This window comes from Pseudomonas mosselii (assembly GCF_005796105.1).
Taxonomy (GTDB): Bacteria; Pseudomonadota; Gammaproteobacteria; order Pseudomonadales; family Pseudomonadaceae; genus Aquipseudomonas; species Aquipseudomonas mosselii_C.
Map to the genome: position 1 here is coordinate 327422 of NZ_VAUO01000003.1, position 20638 is coordinate 348059.

Below are 20638 nucleotides of genomic sequence, written 5' to 3' on the forward strand. Positions count from 1 at the left end.
CAGCACTGCAACACCCCTAGGGAGAGATCACCGCCGTGGTAGCCGAAATCGCCAGCCGCGACCGCCTGCAGCCCTCGCTGCTCGATCGCCTTACCGACGACGATCCGGGCAACCCGCAGGAAGCCCCGGACAAGCGCGTGCTCAGCCTGCAGCAGCTCAAGACATCGGTGCTGCGCGACCTGGCCTGGCTACTCAACACCACCGCCCTGCTCGACCGCATCGACACCTTGAACACCCCGGCCGGTGCGTCGGTGCTCAACTACGGCCTGCCCGCGCTGGCCGGCAACAGCGCCTCGAACATCGACCTCACCGCGCTGGAGCGCATCATCCACCAAGCCATCGCCACCTACGAGCCGCGCATCCTCGCCCACACCCTGAAAGTGCGCGCCCAGGCCGCACCCGGCGAGATGAACGCCAATGCCCTGAGTTTCGAGATCGAGGGCGACCTGTGGGCCCAGCCTGCAGCACTGCCGTTGCTGCTGCACACCGAGGTGGACCTGGAGTCAGGCCATGTGCGCGTGGCCCCCGCTGAACGCCGGAGACGTGCATGAACCCGCGCCTGCTCGAACTGTACAACCAGGAGTTGCAGCACATTCGCGAGGGAGCCGCCGAGTTCGCCCGGGAATACCCCAAGATTGCCTCACGCCTGACCCTGTCGGGCGTCGAATGCGCCGACCCGTACGTGGAGCGGCTGCTCGAAGGCTTCGCTTACCTGACTGCGCGGGTGCAGCTCAAGCTCGATGCCGAGTACCCGACTTTCACTCACAACCTGCTGGAAATCGCCTACCCGCACTACCTGGCGCCGACTCCGTCGATGACCGTGGTACAACTGCAAACCGACCCCGACGAAGGTTCGCTGGCGGCAGGTTTCGCACTGCCGCGCGGCAGCGTGCTGCGGGCGAACCTGGGCCGCAACTCGCAGACCCCGTGCGAGTTTCGCAGCACCCAGGACGTGACCCTTTGGCCGCTGCACGTGGCGCGTGCCGAATACTTCGGCAACCCCGGCGCGGTGCTCGGGCGCCTGGCTGCCAGCGAGCCCAAGGCCCGCGCAGGCCTGCGCCTGACCCTACGCAGCGGCGCCGAGACCCCGTTCAACAGCCTGCCGCTCAGCCATCTGCCGCTGTATCTCAACGGCGCCGACGAAACCCCGTTCCGCCTCTACGAACAACTGCTGGGCAGTGCCTGCGCGGTGTTCGTGCGCCAGCCTGGGGCCGACTGGGTCGAGCGCATCCCGGTGCACGAAGCCCTGTTGCCGTGTGGTTTCGATGACCGTGAAGCCGCCCTGCCAGTAGTGCCCCAGGCCTTCCAGGGCTATCGCTTATTACAGGAATACTTCGCCCTGCCGCAGCGTTTTCTGTTCATCGACTTCGCCGGCCTGGAGCGTGCGGTCAAGCGCTGCGACGGGCAGGAGCTGGAACTGCTGGTGCTGTTCGAGCGCTTCGAGCAAAGCCTGGAAAGCAGTGTCGGCGCCAGCCAGTTCGTGCCGTTCTGTACCCCGGCGATCAACCTGTTCCCCCGGCGCGTGGACCGCATCCACCTGACCGACCGGGTCAATGAGCATCATGTAATCGCCGACCGCACCCGACCTACCGATTTCGAAATCCACTCACTGCAACAGGTGACGGGCCACGGCACCGGCCCCGACCAGTCGTTCCTGCCGTTCTACGCGGTGCGCGACCCGTCGCGCTATGGTCGCGACCAGGCCTACTACATCGTGCGCCGTGAGCCGCGCGTGTTGTCCAGCGAGCAACGGCGAAACGGCACGCGCTCCAGCTACATGGGCAGCGAGACGTTCGTCAGCCTGGTCGATGGCCAACAGGCGCCGTACCGCCACGACTTGCGCCAACTGGGCATCAGCGCCCTGTGCAGCAACCGCGACCTGCCACTGTTCATGAACGTGGGCGACGGACGCAGCGACTTCAGCCTGGCCGACAGCGCACCGGTGGCCGCCGTGCGCTGCCTGGCCGGCCCCAGCCGACCGAAGGCCAGCCACGCCCACGACAACCGCGCCTGGCGCCTGATCAGCCAGTTGTCGCTGAACTACTTGTCGTTGGCCGAGCAGGGCCAAGGTGCCGCCGCCTTGCGGGAATTGCTGCGCCTGTACGGCGACCCGCACGACAGCGCCTTGCAGTTGCAGATCGACGGCCTGTGCGAGGTCAGCAGCAAGCCCTGCACCCGGCGCCTGCCGATGCCGGGGCCGATCGTCTTCGGCCGAGGCCTGGAGATCACCCTGACCTTCGACGAAAACGCCTTCCGTGGCACCGGCGTGTTTCTGCTCGGGGCGGTGTTCGAGCGCTTCCTGACCCGCTACGTGTCGATCAACAGCTTCACCGAAACCGTGCTGCGTACCAGCGAACGTGGCGAGATCATGCGCTGGACCGCCAAGCCCGGACGCAGGCCGACCCTGTGAACACGCTAGAGGCCATGCAGACCGAGCCCTGGGAGTACGACTTCTTCCAGGCCCTGCGCCGCCTTGAGGCGGAAAACCCGGCGCTGCCGCGCTTCGGCCACTCGTTGCGCCTGGCCGATGAACCGGTGCGCCTGGGCCAGCGCCTGGATTGCAGCTTCGCCCCGGCCACGCTGGCCTCGGTCACCGCGCAAGCAGACGGCCCGGCGCGCCTGGAGCAGTTCTTCTTCGGCCTGGGCGGGCCCAACGGCCCGCTGCCGCTGCACCTGACCGAGTACATGCGCGAGCGCCAGCGCAACCACGCCGATCCGACCAGCAAGCGCTTTCTGGATATCTTCCATCACCGCCTGCTAAGCCTGTTCTATCGCGCCTGGGCCGAGGCGCGGCCGACCGTCAGCCACGACCGTCCGGGTGATGACTACTGGGCGGCGCGCCTGGCCGCCCTGAGCGGTCGTGGCCAGCCTGAACTGCAAGGCCAGGGGCCGCTGGCCGACACCGCCAAGCTACATTGGTCCGGCCACCTAGCCGCGCAAACCCGTTACCCGGATGGCCTGTGCAGCATCCTGGCGGCGTATTTCGGCGTACCCGTGAGGCTTGAAGAGTACGTCGGCCAGTGGCTGGAACTGCCCGAACGCAGCCAACTGGGGGTGCGCGCCAACCGCCTGGGCGTCGACCTGTGCCTGGGCCGCTACGTGTGGGACCGTCAACACAAGTTCCGCCTGTGCCTGGGCCCGCTGAGCCTCGACCAGTACCACGCCCTGCTGCCCGGCGGGCAGGCGTTCGTCGAGCTGGCCGCATGGGTCGCCGAGTACCTGGGCCAGGAGCTGGACTGGGACCTCAACCTCATCCTCGCGCAGGCTCAAGTGCCTGCGCTGCAACTCAATGCTGGCCAGCGCCTGGGGTTCGATACCTGGGTCGGCCGCCCCTCGCACGATGCACGCGACTTGAAGCTTGCCCGGCACTACGCCGAGCAGCCGGTCGCCGCCCCACACACAAGGAGCCAGGACCATGGGTGAAATCAGCCGCGCCGCGCTGTTCGGCAAGCTCAACAGCGTCGCCTACAAGGCCATCGAGGCCGCCACCGTCTTCTGCAAGCTGCGCGGTAACCCTTATGTCGAGCTGGCGCACTGGTTGCACCAGTTGCTGCAACTGCAAGACAGCGACCTGCACCGCATCATCCGCCAGTTCAATGTCGAGCCTGCTCGCCTGGCGCGCGACCTGACCGACGCCCTGGACCGCCTGCCGCGCGGCTCAACCTCGATCACCGACCTGTCGTCGCAGGTGGAAGAGGCGGTCGAACGTGGCTGGGTGTACGGCAGCCTGATGTTCGGCGAAAGCCAGGTGCGCACCGGCTACCTGCTGGTGGGCATCCTCAAGACCCCGAGCCTGCGCAACGCGTTGCTGGGGCTGTCCAGCGAGTTCGCCAAGCTGAAGATCGACGCCCTGAGCGAGCGCTTCGACGAATACGTGGGCGATTCGCCCGAGAACAACCTGACCGCCAGCGATGGCTTCAGTGCGGGTGTGCCGGGCGAGGCCAGCGGTGCCGTGGCTCCGGCGGCGATGGGCAAGCAGGAGGCGCTCAAGCGCTTCACCGTCGACCTCACCGAACAGGCCCGCAGTGGCAAGCTCGACCCGATCGTCGGCCGCGACGAGGAGATCCGCCAGTTGGTGGACATCCTCATGCGCCGCCGCCAGAACAACCCGATCCTCACTGGCGAGGCGGGCGTGGGCAAGACCGCGGTGGTCGAAGGCTTCGCCCTGCGCATCGTCGCCGGCGACGTGCCTCCAGCGCTCAAGGACGTCGAGCTGCGCAGCCTGGACGTTGGCCTGCTGCAAGCCGGCGCCAGCATGAAAGGCGAGTTCGAACAGCGCCTGCGCCAGGTGATCGAGGACGTGCAGGCCTCACCCAAGCCGATCATCCTGTTCATCGACGAGGCCCACACCTTGGTCGGTGCTGGCGGCGCTGCCGGCACGGGCGATGCCGCCAACCTGCTCAAGCCCGCCCTGGCGCGCGGCAGCCTGCGTACCGTGGCCGCCACCACCTGGGCCGAGTACAAGAAACACATCGAGCAAGACCCGGCCCTGACACGACGTTTCCAGGTGGTGCAGGTGGACGAGCCGAGCGAGGCAAAGGCGCTGCTGATGATGCGTGGCGTGGCCTCGACCATGGAAAAGCACCATCAGGTGCAGATCCTCGACGAAGCCCTGGAAGCCGCCGTGAAGCTCTCGCACCGCTATATTCCGGCGCGCCAGTTGCCAGATAAATCGGTCAGCCTGCTCGATACCGCCTGCGCCCGCGTGGCCATCAGCCTGCACGCCGTACCGGCCGAGGTAGACGACAGCCGCCGGCGCATCGAAGCGCTGCAAGTCGAATTGCAGATCATCGCCCGCGAAACGGCCATCGGCGTAGCCACCGGTCAGCGCCAGGCCCAGGCCGAAACCCTGTTGGCCGAAGAGCGCGAGCGCCTGACCGCACTGGAAAGCCGTTGGGCCGAAGAAAAGGCCCTGGTGGACGAACTGCTGGCCACCCGTGCGCAGCTACGCGAGCAGGTGGGTGTGGTGGACCAAGAGGTGGACGCCCAAGGCAGCCATGCGCTGCGCGAAACACTCATCGACCTGCAACAGCGCCTGGGCGAACTGCAAGGTGAGCGCCCGCTGATCCTGCCGACCGTGGATTACCAGGCGGTGGCGTCGGTGGTCGCCGACTGGACCGGCATCCCGGTGGGCCGCATGGCGCGCAACGAGATCGAGACGGTGCTCAACCTGGATACGCACCTAGCCAAGCGCATCATCGGCCAGGACCACGCGCTGAAGATGATCGCCAAGCGCATCCAGACTTCCCGCGCGGGCCTGGACAACCCGAACAAGCCGGTCGGCGTGTTCATGCTCGCCGGCACCTCCGGGGTGGGCAAGACCGAGACCGCGCTGGCCCTGGCCGAGGCCATGTATGGCGGTGAGCAGAACCTGATCACCATCAACATGAGCGAGTTCCAGGAAGCCCATACCGTGTCCACCCTCAAGGGCGCCCCGCCTGGCTACGTGGGCTACGGCGAGGGTGGCGTGCTGACCGAAGCGGTGCGCCGTCGCCCCTATAGCGTGGTGCTGCTCGATGAGGTGGAAAAAGCCCACCCCGACGTGCACGAAATCTTCTTCCAGGTATTCGACAAGGGCGTGATGGAAGACGGCGAAGGCCGCCAGATCGACTTTCGTAACACCCTGATCCTGCTCACCACCAACGCCGGCACCGAGCTGATCGCACGCACCTGCAGCAACCCGCAGGCGCTGCCCGACCCGGAGACGGTGGCTACATCCTTGCGCCAGCCGCTGCTGGAGATCTTCCCGCCCGCGCTGCTCGGCCGCCTGGTGACCATCCCCTACTACCCGCTCAGCGACGCCATGCTGCAAGCCATCACCCGCCTGCAACTGGAGCGCATCCGCAAGCGCGTGCAAGCCACCCACAAGGTTGGCCTGACCTACGATGATGGCGTGGTGGAGCTGATCGTGTCGCGTTGCACCGAAACCGAAAGCGGTGGCCGAATGATCGACGCCATCCTTACCAACGGCCTGCTGCCAGACATGAGCCGCGAGTTCCTGACGCGCATGCTCGAAGGCAAACCGTTGGCCAGCGTGAGCATCAGCCGCCGCGACAACGACCTGCACTATGACTTCGGCGCCGCCGACTGACAGGAACGATCATGCTGTTCAAGCAGTTCACGCGCCTTGCGCAGATCAACAGCCCACTGGGGCCGGACAAGCTGATCCTTGCCGAAATGGGCGGCAGCGAGGAACTTGGCCGGCTGTTCGACTACGAATTGCAGGTGACCAGCGACGACCCGGCCATCGACCTCAACCAACTGCTGGGCAAGCCCATGAGCCTGAGCGTGCAGGTCAGCGTGGGCAACTCGCGGCACTTTCACGGCATCGTCGCGCGGTGCAGCCAGTCGGTGGACCGCGGCCAGTTCGCCAGCTACCGGGTGACCCTACGACCGTGGCTGTGGCTGCTGACGCGCACCAGCGACTGCCGGATCTTCCAGCACCTGAGCGTGCCGCAGATCGTCAAGCAGGTGTTCCGCGACCTGGGCTTCTCGGACTTCGAAGACGCCCTGAGCCGCACCTACCGCGAGCGTGAATACTGCGTGCAGTACCGCGAGAGCAGCTTCGATTTCGTCAGCCGGCTGCTGGAAGAAGAAGGCATCTACTATTTCTTCCGTCACGAGCAGGAGCGCCACGTGCTGGTACTGGCCGACGCCTATGGCGCGCACCAGACCGCACCGGGCTATGCCAGCGTGCCGTACTACCCGCCCGACGGCCAGCACCGAGAGCGCGATCATATCAACGACTGGCACTTGGCCCAGGAAGTCCAGCCGGGGTCGTTCGAACTCAACGACTACGACTTCCAGCGCCCCAGCGCACGCATCGACGTACGCTCGGCCATGCCGCGCCCGCACCAGGCCGGCGACTACCCGCTGTACGACTATCCCGGCGCCTACGCGCAGACCCAGGATGGCGAGCACTATGCGCGCACGCGCCTGGAGGCCCTGCAAAGCCTGCACGAACGTATCGAGCTGCGCGGCAATGCCCGCGGCCTGGGCAGCGGCCACCTGTTCAGCCTGGAGGGCTTCAGCCGCCAGGACCAGAACCGCGAGTACCTGATCGTCGCGGCGCGCTACTACGTGCATCAGGAACGCCTGGAAAGCGGCGGTGGCAGCGGCGGACCGCAGTTCGAAAGCAACCTCAGCTGCATCGACGCGCAGCAAAGCTACCGACCGGTCGCCAGCACCCTGCGGCCTATCGTCAAGGGCCCGCAGACCGCCGTGGTGGTAGGCCCGGCTGGCGAGGAGATCTGGACCGACCAGTACGGGCGGGTGAAGGTGCACTTCCACTGGGACCGCCACGACCAGTCCAACGAAAACAGCTCGTGCTGGATCCGCGTCTCCCAGGCCACGGCAGGCAAGAGCTGGGGGGCGATCCAGGTGCCGCGGATTGGCCAGGAGGTCATCGTCAGCTTCCTCGAAGGCGATCCGGACCGCCCGATCATCACCGGAAGGGTCTACAACGCCGAACAGACGGTGCCCTACGACCTGCCCGGCAACGCGACGCAAAGCGGCATGAAGAGCCGTTCGAGCAAGGGCGGTACGCCGGCCAACTTCAATGAAATCCGCATGGAGGACAAGAAGGGCGCCGAACAGCTGTACGTGCACGCCGAGCGCAACATGGACAGCGTGGTGGAGCAGAACCAGACGCTGTCGGTGGGGATCAGCCGAGTCAAGACCGTGGGCCTGGTGGAGGTCGCGACCATCGGCCAGGACCGTATCCGCACGGTGCGCCAGCATGACACCTTGCAGGTCGGCGGCAACAAGCGCGACAGCGTTGGCGCCAACTACGTGATGGACGCTGGCGACAAGATTCGTCTGGTGTGCGGCAAGAGCGTGATCGAGCTAAAGGCCGACGGCACAATCAACATCAGTTGCGAGAACTTCAATGTGCATGCCGGGGAGAACGGCATCATCAACACCGGTGGCCAGCTCGACCTGAACCTAGGCGGCGGCCCGGTGGCCAAGACGTCCGGGCAGGGCGACAAGGGCGAGATCAGCGGGCGGGTGGAGCAGGTGTTCAAGAAGTAGCCACCCGCTTGCCTGGGCTGCCCCCCAGGTTGTCAGCGCAAAAGCTGAAATAGCCCGGGGCTGCTGCGCAGCCCTTTCGCGGCACAAGACCGCTCCTACAAGGGATTGCGCCAGCTTGAAAAGGCCGCAATTCAGCGCTGGCAGCGCGGGCAGAACACGCTGGCGCGCTGGCCCAGGGTTACCGAGCGCAGCTCGCTGCCACACACCTTGCACGGCTGCCCGGCGCGCCCATAGACGAACAGCTCCTGCTGGAAATACCCCGGCTGCCCATCCCCACCCATGAAGTCGCGCAAGGTGGTGCCGCCCTGCTCGATAGCCGCCGCCAGCACGCGCTTGATCTCGATCGCAAGCTTCAGGTAGCGCGCCCGGGAAATCCCGCCCGCCGCCCGGCGTGGGTCGATACCCGCGGCGAACAGCGCCTCGGTGGCGTAGATGTTGCCCACGCCCACCACCACCGCGTTGTCCATGATGAACGGTTTGACCGCCATCGCCCGGCCCCGCGACAGCTGGAACAGGCGTTCACCATCGAACAGCTCGGTCAACGGCTCCGGCCCCAGGCGCAGCAGCAGTTCATGCTTGAGCGGGTCGAGGCTCCAGAGCATCGCGCCGAAGCGCCGTGGGTCGGTGTAGCGCAGCATCAAGCCCGACTCCAGCTCGATATCCACATGCTCGTGCTTGGCCGCAGGTAGCCCCTGTTGCACCAGGCGCAGGCTGCCGGACATACCCAGGTGACTGATCAAAGTGCCCACCTCGGCATTGATCAACAGGTACTTGGCGCGCCGCTCGACGGTGACGATGCGCTGCCCCGACAGGCGCACATCAAGGTCTTCAGGAATCGGCCAGCGCAAACGCCGGTCACGCACCACCACGCGGCTGACGCGCTGGCCTTCCAGATGCGGGGCGATACCCCGGCGGGTGGTCTCGACCTCGGGCAATTCCGGCATCGGTCAGTGCCCGCCCAGTTCGCGGATGTTCTGCTTGAGCTGCTCGAATTCGTATTCGGTCAGGCCGATGTAGTCCAGCACCAACGAGCCGACCACGTTCCACTCATGATCCACGCTCTGATTACCCAGCACACGGTAGGAGGCGCAGATGTGCTCGGACATCTTCAGCACCGCCAGCAGGTTCTTCAGCTGGGTCTGGGTATTGCGCGAGGACTCGTCGCGGAACACCGCCAAGGCATTGTGATGGTTGGCGATGGCCGAGCTGATGTGCTCGGGCAGACGCCAGGACTTGGCGGTGAAGTAGCCAACCACCGAATGATTGGTATTGAACGCACGGTTCTCGGTGTCGACCACGCGGGTATCTTCGCCCGTATTGGCGTAGGACTCCTCCAACACTTCCATGTAGTTGGGGAAGCGCTTGTGCATCAGGGGCACACCGCAGTCATGGAACAGGCCCAGGGTGTAGGCCTCGTCAGGGGCCTGGATACCCGTGCGTTTGGCCAGGGTGAGGCAGGTCATGGCCACATCCTGTGCGGTGTCCCAGAAGCGGTTGAGGGTGACGATGGTCTCGTCGCTCATCTCGCCCTTGATCGACTGGGCGTTGATCAGGTTGATGATCGAACGGCTGCCGAGCAGGTTCACCGCGCGCTGGATCGAACCGATCTTGTTGGCCAGGCCGAACTGCGGTGAGTTGACCAGCTTGAGCAGGGCGCCGGCAAGGCCGGGGTCCTGGGAAATCAGCTTGGCGATGGTCTCCAGGTCCGGGTCAGGCATGTACTGCTCGAACTGCAGATCGACCATGATCTGCGGCTGTGGCGGAATGGTGATGCCTTGCAAGGCATGCTGGATCTGTTCGGCGGTAAGTTCCTGGGACATGGCTGCGTACTCCTTGGGGACGGGGGATTCTAAACCCTGGACGTCGCCAGGGCATCCATTGAGTGGATCGTTCGTTCCAGTTTTCATCGAACTGCCAGCCGCACACTTGGTCGCACCCCGCGCCGAACGCGGGGGCAACACGTTATACTCCCGCTCTTTTTTCCCGGAGCGACGTCATGTCCCTGCCCAGTCTTCGTCTCAAAGCCAATGCCGACCGCCGCCTGCGCGCCGGCCACCTGTGGGTCTACAGCAATGAAGTCGATGTTGCCGCGACCCCGCTGCAGGGCCTGAAGGCCGGCCAGCAGGCCATTCTCGAAGCGGCTAACGGCAAGCCGCTGGGCGTGGTAGCCATGAGCCCGAACAACCTGATCTGCGCTCGCCTGCTGTCGCGCGATGCCAAGCTGCCGCTGGACAAGTCGCTGCTGGTGCACCGCCTCAACGTGGCCCTGTCGCTGCGCGAGCGCTTGTTCGACAAGCCCTGCTACCGCCTGGTGTACGGCGATTCCGACCTGCTACCGGGGCTGGTAGTCGACCGCTTCTTCGACATCCTGGTGGTCCAGCTGGCCTCGGCCACCATGGAAGCGCACAAAGAGGACGTGATCGCCGCCCTGGTGCAGGTGCTCAAGCCCAGCGGCATCCTGTTCAAGAACGACTCTGCCGCGCGCGACGCCGAAGGTTTGCCGCGCTATGTCGACGCCGTCTACGGCGAAGTGCCGGACTGGGTCGCCCTGGAAGAGAACGGCGTGAAGTTCGAAGCCCCGGTGCGTGACGGCCAGAAGACCGGCTGGTTCTACGACCACCGCATGAACCGCGCGCGCCTGGCGCCCTACGTCAAGGGCAAGCGCGTGCTCGACTTGTTCAGCTACATCGGTGGCTGGGGCGTGCAGGCCGGCGCATTCGGTGCCAGCGAGGTATTCTGCGTAGATGCCTCGGGCTTCGCCCTGGATGGCGTCGAGCGTAATGCCGCGCTCAACGGCATCAGCGAGAAGCTGACCTGCATCGAGGGCGATGTGTTCGAGGCCCTGCGCGAACTCAAGGCCGCCGAAGAGCGCTTCGACGTGATCATTGCCGACCCGCCCGCCTTCATCAAACGCAAGAAAGACCTGAAGAACGGCGAGGCCGCCTACCGCCGCCTCAACGAACAGGCCATGCGCATGCTGAGCAAGGACGGCATCCTGGTCAGCGCGTCGTGCTCGATGCACCTGCCCGAGGACGACCTGCACAACATCCTGCTGACCAGCGCCCGCCACCTGGACCGCAACCTGCAACTGCTCGAACGCGGCGGCCAGGGCCCGGACCACCCGGTTCACCCGGCCATCGGCGAAACCCGCTACATCAAGAGCATCACCTGCCGGTTGCTGCCCAATAGCTGATCGGCAAGCTGCAAGCTGCAAGCTGCAAGCTGCAAGCTGCAAGCTGCAAGCTGCAAGCTGCAAGCTGCAAGCTGCAAGCAACGATTGTGCGCCCGCACGCTCCTGTCTTGCAGCTTGTAGCTTGCCACTTGTAGCTCAAGCATTCCCTCGCCGCGCCAGCGGTGTAGAATCGGCGCTATTCATCGCCAGACATCCCCGGCGGGTTTATGAGCTCCGGTCGAGCCTGCGGCGATCCCGCGCGGACTTCGGCCCCCCTCCTTGCCAGCGGCAACCGGCCTTCGGCGTTTCAGGACAAGAGAAGCTCACTCCCCAATTTTGTGACGTGATTTAGCCGCCAGGAGCGCTCCATGCCTGATTATCGTTCCAAGACCTCCACCCAAGGCCGCAACATGGCCGGCGCCCGTGCCCTGTGGCGCGCCACCGGGATGAAGGACGAAGACTTCAAGAAACCGATCATCGCCATCGCCAACTCGTTCACCCAGTTCGTCCCAGGCCATGTGCACCTGAAGGACCTGGGCCAGCTGGTCGCCCGCGAGATCGAACGCGCCGGTGGCGTGGCCAAGGAATTCAACACCATCGCCGTGGATGACGGCATCGCCATGGGCCACGACGGCATGCTGTATTCGCTGCCGAGCCGCGAGATCATCGCCGACGCCGTCGAGTACATGGTCAACGCCCACTGCGCCGACGCCATCGTGTGCATCTCCAACTGCGACAAGATCACCCCCGGCATGCTGATGGCCGCCCTGCGCCTGAACATCCCGGTGATCTTCGTCTCCGGCGGCCCGATGGAAGCCGGCAAGACCAAGCTGGCCAGCCACGGCCTGGACCTGGTCGACGCCATGGTCATCGCTGCCGACTCCTCGGCCAGTGACGAAAAAGTCGCCGAATACGAGCGCAGCGCCTGCCCGACCTGTGGTTCGTGCTCCGGCATGTTCACCGCCAACTCGATGAACTGCCTGACCGAAGCGCTGGGCCTGGCCCTGCCGGGCAACGGCTCGACGCTGGCTACCCACTCGGACCGCGAGCAGCTGTTCCTCACCGCAGGTCGCACCATCGTTGAGCTGTGCAAACGCTACTACGGCGAAAACGACGACTCCGTGCTGCCACGCAGCATCGCCAACTTCAAGGCGTTCGAGAACGCCATGATGCTCGACATCGCCATGGGCGGCTCGACCAACACCATCCTGCACCTGCTGGCCGCCGCCCAGGAAGGTGAGGTGGCGTTCGACCTGCGCGACATCGATCGCCTGTCGCGCAAGGTACCGCAGCTGTGCAAAGTGGCGCCGAACATCCAGAAGTACCACATGGAAGACGTGCACCGCGCAGGTGGCATCTTCAGCATCCTCGGTTCGCTGGCCCGTGGCGGCCTGCTGCACACCGACCTGCCGACCGTACACAGCCGCAGCATGGAAGAAGCCATCGCCAAGTGGGACATCACCCAGACCGATGACGAAGCCGTGCACACCTTCTTCAAGGCAGGCCCGGCCGGCATCCCGACGCAGACCGCGTTCAGCCAGTCGACCCGTTGGGAAACCCTCGACGACGACCGCGAGAACGGCTGCATCCGAAGCTTCGAGCACGCTTACTCGCAAGAAGGCGGCCTGGCCGTGCTGTACGGCAACATCGCCCTGGACGGCTGCGTGGTGAAAACTGCCGGCGTGGACGAGTCGATCCATGTGTTCGAAGGCACTGCGAAGATCTTCGAGAGCCAGGACAGTGCCGTGCGCGGCATCCTCGCCGACGAAGTGAAGGCCGGCGACATCGTGATCATCCGCTACGAAGGCCCGAAAGGCGGCCCGGGCATGCAGGAGATGCTGTACCCGACCTCGTACCTGAAGTCCAAGGGCCTGGGCAAGGCATGTGCCCTGCTCACCGACGGTCGCTTCTCGGGCGGCACCTCGGGCCTGTCCATCGGCCACGCCTCGCCGGAAGCGGCCGCAGGCGGCGCCATCGGCCTGGTCCGGGACGGCGACAAGGTACTGATCGACATTCCGAACCGTTCGATCAACCTGCTGGTCAGCGATGAAGAGCTGGCCCAACGCCGCGTCGAGCAGGACAAGAAAGGCTGGAAACCGGCCGAAGTCCGCCCACGCAAGGTGACCACTGCACTGAAAGCCTACGCCCTGCTGGCCACCAGCGCCGACAAAGGTGCGGTGCGCAACAAGGCGATGCTGGACGGGCTGTGAGTCGCTGACTGGCTGAAACAAGAACCGGCGCCCTGAGCGCCGGTTTTTTTATGCCTGGAGTCGGACATTTGAGATGGATGGCACCGGCTGCGCCGGTGTTCGCGGCCCAAGGCCGCTCCTACAGGCGGTGGCGCAGGAGCAACGTAACGCTTACTGAATCTGCTCCGGCGTCACGATCACCCAGTTCTTGTCCGCCGTTACCGGCAACCCTTCCTTGGCCTGCGCCGCCGCATGCTTGCTGATCATCCCGTTCAATTGGTCCATGTACTTGGCCTTGCGGTTTATCCACAGGTGGATGCCGCCCTTGCCCACATCGACGCTATGAAACTGCATGTAGCCATCGCTGGTCGGGGTATCGCCGCCAACCAGCACCGGCTTTTTCCACTCATCGATATAGGTGAGGATCGCCGCTTGCTTGCCTGCCATCCAGGTGGCAGGGGTCCACAGGTACGGGGTCAGCTCCAGGCCTTCGTTGGCCTTGGGGTCATAATGGCCAGCGCTGATCTGCTTGCGCGCCGTGGTCAACTGGCCGCTGGCGCGGTCCTTGAGCAGCAGGCTCACGCCGATCACGTTCTCGGGTTTGACGTTGTAGCCGTACTTGGGATCGGATGCGACCATGCGCACCAGCTCTTCGGACGCGGCAGAGATCACGTAGACCTCGATGCCGTTCTCCATCAGTTTGTTGTAAAGCTCGGCCTGGCCGCTGAAGACCTTCGGCGGCTGCACCTCGATGGACTTGACCTGGTCGCCTTCAAAATAAGTGCTGGGGATCGGCTTGCCCGAGGCCATCAGCTCGTCCACCTGGACCTTCAACTCCTTGAGGGTGAAGCCTGAGAACACTTGAGCCACCCAGGGGTAGCAGACCATGTCGTCGATCTCGCACAGCCGGTAGTAATAGCTAAACAGGCTTTCCTTGTGCTCGGCGGTGTCCTTGAACGGGATCAGCTTGAGCGAAGGATCGAGCTTGTCGCGAGTCAGCAGACCCTTGTTCTCCATGAACGGCAGCAGCGACTCCTCAAGGTCGTAGCGGTAGCTGGTGTTGTCCATGTCGAACACCGCGTAGTTACCCTTGTTGGCGTTCGCCTTGATCATCGCGTCGAGCTGACTGGCGGCCTCGGCAGGCCAGTGCTTGAGTTCGGTGGCGGCCCAACTGCTGGCGCTCAGCAACAGGGCCAGGCTACCGGCGAGGATTTTCGAAGCAGACTTCATACAGGCATCTCCCTAAGACGTGGCCGTTCACCCTAGACCGGTTTGGTGACAAACGGACACTCCGTACCGACCCCAGAACAGCCCTCAGCGTCACGCGCACCGCCAAAAGCGACACCTGGTTATTCAAAAAACGACTATCACCATTACTTTTGGATATAAACCCGTTTGCTTTCAGGCTGTTAGCATTTTTGCTTTTTCCCGAACCAGCCCCTGTCTTTGAGCCTGCTGACGCGGCATTGATCACCGTACGCAAGGCCCTGCAGAAGCAGCCTTGCGCCGCGACAATCTCAACGCTTGTCCCACACCTCGAAGTGATACCCAGGCTTGCCTTCCTCAGCCTGCGCCTCGCTCGACGTCAGCGCCCACTGTTGCTGATCGAATTCAGGGAACCAGGCATCGCCCTGCGGCGACAGCTCCACACGGGTCAGGTACATGCGGCTCACCAGCCCCTTCTCCAGCGCCTGCGCATACAACTGCGCGCCGCCGATCAGCATCAGCTCATCGACGCCCTGCTCGCGTGCCCACTGCTCGGCACGCAGCAGCGCCTGCTCCAGCGAGGCGAAGACCTCGGCGCCGGCCAGCGCCAGGCCTGCCTGGCGGCTGACCACGATATTCAGCCGCCCCGGTAGCGGACGGCCCAGCGAGTCCCAGGTCTTGCGCCCCATGATGATCGGCTTGCCGAGGGTGGTGGCCTTGAAATACTTGAAATCCCCCGGCAGGTGCCAGGGCATGGAATTGTCGATGCCGATCACACGGTTCTCGGCGAGCGCCGCGATCAGGCTTAGGGGAAGTGAGGTAGTCATGCCGGCGAGGATAGCACCGGGCGCGTGGGTTATGCTTGCCCCCTGACCTGTGCAATGGAAGAGCTTGTGACCGCACCGACCCCACTCGACAAGCGCTGGCTCACCGAAGCGGTGCGCCTGCGCGAGGAACACGCAGGCCCCCTGGAGGATCAGGAGGCCAACCGTCACGCCCGCCAGCAGGGCGGCGATCTGGCGGCGCGCATCGAGACCCGCGCCCTGTGGCTGGCCGAGCGCGACGGCATGACCGACGCGCTGCGCCACTGGAAACAAGGCGCGCGCCTGGCGTTGCTGGCCTTGATGGTATTGGCCGTACTCAGCGGCGCAGGTCTTGGCCTGGCTGCGCTGGGCGATGGCCAGCGACCGGTGAACGTGTTCTGGGCCTTGGGCAGCCTGCTGGGGCTGGACCTGCTGTTGTTGATCGGCTGGGCGCTGGGCTTTTGCCTGGCCGGCGAGCACGGCGCAGCGTTGGGCCGCGTGTGGCTGTGGCTCAGCGAACGCTTCGCCCGTGACGCCAAGGCCGCGCAGCTGGCGCCAGCACTGCTGGTATTGCTACAACGCCAACGCCTGAACCGCTGGTTACTGGGCCTGCTGGTACATGGCCTGTGGATGCTGGCGATGCTCGCGGCGCTGGGCATGCTGCTGGCGCTGCTGGCAACCCGACGCTATGGCTTCGTCTGGGAAACCACCCTGCTGGCAGCCGAACCGTTCATCAGCCTGACTCGCGCCTTGGGCGCACTGCCCTCCCTGCTGGGCTTCGGGTTGCCTGACGAGGCGATGATCCGCGCCAGCGGCGCCACCCTGCCAGCCCTGGATGGGGCGCGCCAGGCCTGGGCCAGCTGGCTGCTTGGAGTAGTGCTGGTGTATGGCCTGCTGCCGCGCCTGGCGCTGGCGGCGTTGTGCCTGTGGCGCTGGCGCCAGGGCCGCGCACGTCTGACGCTGGACCTCAACCTGCCCGGCTACGCGCAGTTGCGCGAAGCCCTGATGCCGCGCAGCGAGCGCCTAGGTGTGCAGGACGTCGCCCCCGACGCGCTGCCACACCTGGAGGCCGGACAACTGGACAGCGGGAGCAGCGGCGCGTTGTTGGTCGGGCTGGAGCTGGACGACCAGCACCCCTGGCCACCCGCCCTGCCCACTGGCATCACCCACGCAGGCGTGTTGGACAGCCGCGAATCGCGCCACAAGTTGCTGGAGCAGCTCAGCCGGTTTCCTCCGGCACGCCTGGCCATTGCCTGTGATCCGCGCCGTTCAGCGGATCGCGGTAGCCTGGCGCTGCTCGCCGAGCTGGCGCGCAATGCAGGCGCCACGCGCATCTGGCTGCTCCAGCCGCTGCCCGGCCAAGCCCTGGACGCTGCACGCCTGGGTGACTGGCACGAGGCCCTCGACCGCCTGGGCCTGCCCCACGCCGACACCTCGCCCCTGACCTGGCTGGAGCATGGCCATGACTGAGCCGCTGAAACTCGCCGTGGTTGGGCACACCAACGTCGGCAAAACCTCATTGCTGCGCACCCTGACCCGTGATGTCGGCTTTGGCGAGGTGTCGCACCGCCCCAGCACCACCCGTCACGTCGAGGGCGCGCGTCTGTCGGTGGACGGCCAGCCACTGCTGGAGCTATACGACACCCCCGGCCTGGAAGACGCCATCGCTCTGCTCGACTACCTCGAACGCCTGGAGCGCCCCGGCGAGCGTCTGGACGGCCCTGCGCGTCTTGAGCGGTTCCTGCAGGGCAGCGAAGCGCGCCAGCGCTTCGAGCAAGAAGCCAAGGTGTTGCGCCAGTTGCTGGCCAGCGATGCCGGGCTCTACGTGATCGATGCACGCGAACCCGTCCTCGCCAAGTACCGCGATGAACTCCAAGTGCTGGCCGGTTGCGGCAAGCCGCTGCTGCCGGTGCTCAACTTCGTCGCCAGCCCGTCGCACCGCGAAGTGCAATGGCGCGAAACCCTGGCGCGCCTTGGCCTGCATGCACTGGTGCGCTTCGACAGCGTGGCCCCGCCCGAGGATGGTGAGCGCCGCCTGTACGAGAGCCTGGCCCTGCTGCTCGAACAAGCCCGTCCGGCGCTGCAACGGCTGATCGACGACCAGCAGGCCCAGCGCTTGGACCGGCAGCGCAGCGGCAAACGCCTGATCGCCGAGCTGTTGCTCGACTGCGCCGCCTGCCGACGCAGCGTCGAGACCGAGCCTGGCGCCGAAGCCCGCGCCATCGAAGCCCTGCGCCAGGACGTACGCCAACGCGAGCAACGCTGCGTGGAAGCGCTGCTCAAGCTGTACGCTTTCCGTCGCGAGGACGCCAACGCCGCTGATCTGCCGCTGCTCGACGGCCGCTGGGGCGATGACCTGTTCAACCCCGAGACACTCAAACTGCTGGGCGTGCGCTTGGGCAGCGGGGTGGCCGCAGGCGCTGCGGCCGGCGCGGGCGTGGACCTGCTGGTCGGTGGCCTTACCTTGGGGGCCGCAGCCCTGGCTGGCGCGATTGCCGGGGGCGCGTTACAGACGGCGCGCAACTACGGCGCACGCTTGATGGGCAAGCTCAAAGGCCAGCGCGAACTGACCGTGGACGACACGGTGCTGCGCCTGCTGGCGTTGCGTCAGCAGCAGTTGATGGTGGCACTCGACAGCCGCGGGCATGCGGCGCAGGACAGCATTCGCCTGGCCATACCGGATGAAAAAGCCTGGCGCGAGGGCAAGCTGCCCGACGCCCTGGGTAAAGCCCGGGCGCATCCGCAGTGGTCGACCCTGAACCCTGGCTCCAGGGTGAATCAGGCCCAACGCCAGGAACAGCTGGAGGCGTTGGTGGCCCAGCTCTGACGCCACAACACCGGCGCGCCGGGCCTACACCTGACACTCATGCCGGCGCAGGCGCACGGCAAGCCTCGACGCCTCAGGCGTTGCTGCGCAGCAGGCGCAGGCCATTGAACACGACCAGCAGGCTCACCCCCATGTCGGCGAACACCGCCATCCACAGAGTCGCCGTGCCAGTGAAGGTGATCGCCAGGAACAGCGCCTTCACGCCTAACGCCAGGACAATGTTCTGTACCAGAATGGCCGCGCTTTGACGCGACAGCCTGACGAACGCCGGAATCTTGCGCAGGTCGTCGTCCATCAGCGCCACATCGGCCGTTTCGATGGCGGTGTCGGTGCCGGCGGCAGCCATGGCGAAGCCAATCTCGGCACGGGCCAGGGCCGGCGCATCGTTGATACCGTCACCCACCATGCCTACGCGGTGGCCTTGGGCGTACAGGTTCTCGATGCTCTGTAACTTGTCGGCCGGCAGCAAGTTGCCTTCGGCAAGGTCGATGCCGACCTGCGCGGCGATGGCTTGGGCGGTGTGCGGATTGTCGCCGGTCAGCATGATGGTCTTGATGCCCAGCGCGTGCAGCTCGGCGATTGCCTGACGGCTGCTGTCCTTGACCGTGTCGGCCACAGCGAACAGCGCCAGCGGGCCGCTGCGGTCGAGCAGCAAGACCACGGTCTTGCCCTGGCGCTCCAGAGCGTCCAACTGCACTTCAAGCGCAGGCGAGCACAACCCCAACTCCTCCACCAGACGGTGATTGCCCAGGTGATAGGTTTGACCATCGATGTCGCCGCGCACACCACGGCCGGCCAAGGCCGCGAACCCCTCGACGTCACTCAGCGCAATGCCGTGCGCCTTGGCAAACTGCGCGATGGCGCCGGATACCGGATGGTCGGAGCGGGCCGCCAAACTGGCGGCGAGGGCCTGGGCACGGCCTTCAAAGCGCGGGTCGAGCACCTGGCTGTCGGTTTGCACAGGCTTACCGTGGGTAATGGTGCCGGTCTTGTCCAGGGCTAGGTAGTCCAGCTTGCGCCCACCTTCCAGGTAGACGCCGCCTTTGATCAGAATGCCTTTGCGCGCCGCAGCAGCCAAACCGCTGACGATGGTCACCGGAGTGGAAATCACCAAGGCGCATGGGCAGGCCACCACCAGCAGCACCAAGGCGCGGTAGATCCAGTCGAACCAGGCGTCGCCCATCAGCAGCGGTGGAATCAGCGCAACCGCCAACGCCACGACAAACACCACGGGGGTATAGAGGCGCGAGAACTGGTCGACGAAGCGTTGCGTCGGCGCGCGAGCGCCTTGGGCCTGCTCGACGGCCTTGATGATGCGCGCCAGGGTCGATTGGCCGGCAGCGGCGCTCACCCGGTATTCGAGAGCGCCGGCCTGGTTGATCGTGCCAGCGAACAGTTTGTCGCCCGCCGCCTTCTCGACGGGCAGGCTTTCGCCGGTAATCGGCGCCTGATCGACGCTGGATTGCCCACTGAGCACCTCGCCGTCCAGGCCGATACGCTCCCCCGGACGCACCCGCACCCGTGCACCGATGGCCACGTCGCGCACGTCTACCTCACGCCACTGGCCATCGGGCTGCTGCACGGTGGCCATGTCCGGCGCCAACTGCATCAAACCACTGATGGCGTTGCGCGCCCGGTCCAGCGAGCGGGCCTCGATCAGCTCGGCGATGGTGAACAGCACCATCACCATCGCCGCTTCCGGCCACTGGCCGATGAGCACGGCGCCGGTCACGGCGATGCTCATCAGCGCGTTGATGTTGAGGTTGCGGTTCTTCAGGGCGATCCAGCCTTTCTTGTAGGTGCCAAGGCCACAGCCGAGAATGGCCGCCAAGGCCAGCAGCGCTACAATCCACTCCGGCGCAACGCCAGAGAAATGCACGACTTCGGCGGCGATCGCCGCAATACCCGACAAAGCCAATGGCCAAACCGAATTCTTCACCGCTGGCGGCGCTATGCCTTCGTCGTCGGCGGCCAGTGGCTCGGCCTTCATCCCCAAGCTGTCGATGGCCCGCTCGATGGCGGCGGTGCCATCGAGGGTGTGGCGCACGCCAAGCACGCGATTGATCAGGTTGAACTCCAACTGCTCGATGCCAGCGAGCTTGCCGAGCTTGTCCTGGATCAGCGTCTGTTCGGTGGGGCAATCCATCGCCTCAATGCGAAAACGACTGAGCTGCGCGCTGGCGCTGGCATGTTCGCTCAGTTGCACCAAGGCCGGCGCAGCCTTGCTGGCGCAGCAGTGGTGGGCGTGGCCTGCGTGTTGGCCTGAATGGCCATGGGCGTGATCATGCGCGTGGTCGTGCGGGGAGTCGTGGCTGACGGGCTGGTTCATGGGTTCGTCCTTAAAGGGAGCCTGTTGCCAAGTGAACACCCTGTAGCCACTATAGGGTCAACCCCTTCGCTGGAGATTTGC

The 20638-nt window shown here is 65.4% G+C and carries 14 protein-coding genes; 9 read left to right on the forward strand and 5 right to left on the reverse strand.

The window, feature by feature from the left end; genetic code table 11:
* Window positions 1-35: 35 nt before the first annotated feature.
* Genes tssE through FEM01_RS10645 form a run of 5 tightly spaced genes read left to right on the forward strand, consistent with a single transcriptional unit; the run spans window position 36 to window position 8031 of the window.
* Entirely contained in the window at window positions 36-551 is a 516-nt protein-coding gene (gene tssE, locus FEM01_RS10625) for a type VI secretion system baseplate subunit TssE (protein ID WP_138219388.1), read from the forward strand.
* Window positions 548-2410 (forward strand): type VI secretion system baseplate subunit TssF, encoded by a 1863-nt coding sequence (gene tssF, locus FEM01_RS10630; protein WP_138219389.1) that lies wholly within the window; start codon window positions 548-550, stop codon window positions 2408-2410. The genes tssE and tssF overlap by 4 nt, the downstream gene beginning before the upstream one ends.
* Window positions 2374-3423 (forward strand): type VI secretion system baseplate subunit TssG, encoded by a 1050-nt coding sequence (tssG, locus tag FEM01_RS10635; protein ID WP_138219421.1) that lies wholly within the window; start codon window positions 2374-2376, stop codon window positions 3421-3423. The genes tssF and tssG overlap by 37 nt, the downstream gene beginning before the upstream one ends.
* Window positions 3416-6091 carry a type VI secretion system ATPase TssH gene (gene tssH / locus FEM01_RS10640; RefSeq protein ID WP_138219390.1) on the forward strand — a complete coding sequence of 892 codons (2676 nt, stop codon included), beginning with the start codon at window positions 3416-3418 and terminating at the stop codon, window positions 6089-6091. The genes tssG and tssH overlap by 8 nt, the downstream gene beginning before the upstream one ends.
* An 11-nt stretch (window positions 6092-6102) precedes the next feature.
* Window positions 6103-8031, forward strand: coding sequence for a type VI secretion system Vgr family protein (locus FEM01_RS10645; RefSeq protein ID WP_138219391.1), 1929 nt, complete (start codon window positions 6103-6105; stop codon window positions 8029-8031).
* 131 nt (window positions 8032-8162) lie between these two features.
* On the opposite strand, the gene mutM is transcribed toward FEM01_RS10645, so the two are convergent.
* Together mutM and FEM01_RS10655 are read right to left on the reverse strand one after the other, a co-directional pair.
* Complete coding sequence (gene mutM / locus FEM01_RS10650) at window positions 8163-8975, reverse strand: bifunctional DNA-formamidopyrimidine glycosylase/DNA-(apurinic or apyrimidinic site) lyase (protein WP_138219392.1); 813 nt, start codon at window positions 8973-8975, stop codon at window positions 8163-8165.
* Window positions 8976-8978: 3 nt separating this feature from the next.
* Complete coding sequence (locus FEM01_RS10655) at window positions 8979-9797, reverse strand: HDOD domain-containing protein (RefSeq protein ID WP_171030936.1); 819 nt, start codon at window positions 9795-9797, stop codon at window positions 8979-8981.
* A 230-nt stretch (window positions 9798-10027) separates the two neighbouring features.
* Here FEM01_RS10655 and FEM01_RS10660 point away from each other — a divergent pair, with 230 nt between their 5' ends.
* Window positions 10028-11224, forward strand: a complete 1197-nt coding sequence (locus FEM01_RS10660; RefSeq protein ID WP_138219394.1) for a class I SAM-dependent rRNA methyltransferase — start codon at window positions 10028-10030, stop codon at window positions 11222-11224.
* Window positions 11225-11571: 347 nt separating this feature from the next.
* A complete protein-coding gene (ilvD, locus tag FEM01_RS10665; RefSeq protein WP_138219395.1) occupies window positions 11572-13413 on the forward strand; it encodes a dihydroxy-acid dehydratase in 1842 nt (613 codons plus the stop codon).
* Window positions 13414-13563: 150 nt separating this feature from the next.
* Here ilvD and FEM01_RS10670 read toward each other — a convergent pair whose 3' ends face one another.
* Both FEM01_RS10670 and FEM01_RS10675 read right to left on the reverse strand, forming a co-directional pair.
* A complete protein-coding gene (locus tag FEM01_RS10670; RefSeq protein WP_138219396.1) occupies window positions 13564-14622 on the reverse strand; it encodes a haloacid dehalogenase-like hydrolase in 1059 nt (352 codons plus the stop codon).
* A gap of 287 nt (window positions 14623-14909) precedes the next feature.
* Window positions 14910-15425 carry a dihydrofolate reductase gene (locus FEM01_RS10675; protein ID WP_138219397.1) on the reverse strand — a complete coding sequence of 172 codons (516 nt, stop codon included), beginning with the start codon at window positions 15423-15425 and terminating at the stop codon, window positions 14910-14912.
* Between the two features lie 54 nt (window positions 15426-15479).
* On the opposite strand from FEM01_RS10675, the gene FEM01_RS10680 reads away from it, so the two are divergent.
* On the forward strand, window positions 15480-16871 hold the full coding sequence (locus FEM01_RS10680; protein ID WP_138219398.1) for a DUF2868 domain-containing protein: 1392 nt from the start codon (window positions 15480-15482) through the stop codon (window positions 16869-16871).
* Window positions 16864-18228 (forward strand): GTPase/DUF3482 domain-containing protein, encoded by a 1365-nt coding sequence (locus tag FEM01_RS10685; RefSeq protein ID WP_138219399.1) that lies wholly within the window; start codon window positions 16864-16866, stop codon window positions 18226-18228. The genes FEM01_RS10680 and FEM01_RS10685 overlap by 8 nt, the downstream gene beginning before the upstream one ends.
* A gap of 73 nt (window positions 18229-18301) precedes the next feature.
* Here FEM01_RS10685 and FEM01_RS10690 read toward each other — a convergent pair whose 3' ends face one another.
* Window positions 18302-20557, reverse strand: a complete 2256-nt coding sequence (locus tag FEM01_RS10690) for a heavy metal translocating P-type ATPase (RefSeq protein ID WP_138219400.1) — start codon at window positions 20555-20557, stop codon at window positions 18302-18304.
* Between the last annotated feature and the right edge of the window lie 81 nt (window positions 20558-20638).

Bases quoted from the DNA above. Each gene is read 5' to 3' on its own strand.
- FEM01_RS10675 (WP_138219397.1), bottom strand. From the start codon at position 15,425: ATGACTACCTCACTTCCCCTAAGCCTGATCGCGGCGCTCGCCGAGAAC.
- ilvD (WP_138219395.1), top strand. From the start codon at position 11,572: ATGCCTGATTATCGTTCCAAGACCTCCACCCAAGGCCGCAACATGGCC.
- FEM01_RS10690 (WP_138219400.1), bottom strand. From the start codon at position 20,557: ATGAACCAGCCCGTCAGCCACGACTCCCCGCACGACCACGCGCATGAT.
- tssH (WP_138219390.1), top strand. From the start codon at position 3,416: ATGGGTGAAATCAGCCGCGCCGCGCTGTTCGGCAAGCTCAACAGCGTC.
- FEM01_RS10685 (WP_138219399.1), top strand. From the start codon at position 16,864: ATGACTGAGCCGCTGAAACTCGCCGTGGTTGGGCACACCAACGTCGGC.
- FEM01_RS10660 (WP_138219394.1), top strand. From the start codon at position 10,028: ATGTCCCTGCCCAGTCTTCGTCTCAAAGCCAATGCCGACCGCCGCCTG.
- FEM01_RS10645 (WP_138219391.1), top strand. From the start codon at position 6,103: ATGCTGTTCAAGCAGTTCACGCGCCTTGCGCAGATCAACAGCCCACTG.
- FEM01_RS10670 (WP_138219396.1), bottom strand. From the start codon at position 14,622: ATGAAGTCTGCTTCGAAAATCCTCGCCGGTAGCCTGGCCCTGTTGCTG.
- FEM01_RS10680 (WP_138219398.1), top strand. From the start codon at position 15,480: ATGGAAGAGCTTGTGACCGCACCGACCCCACTCGACAAGCGCTGGCTC.
- tssF (WP_138219389.1), top strand. From the start codon at position 548: ATGAACCCGCGCCTGCTCGAACTGTACAACCAGGAGTTGCAGCACATT.
- mutM (WP_138219392.1), bottom strand. From the start codon at position 8,975: ATGCCGGAATTGCCCGAGGTCGAGACCACCCGCCGGGGTATCGCCCCG.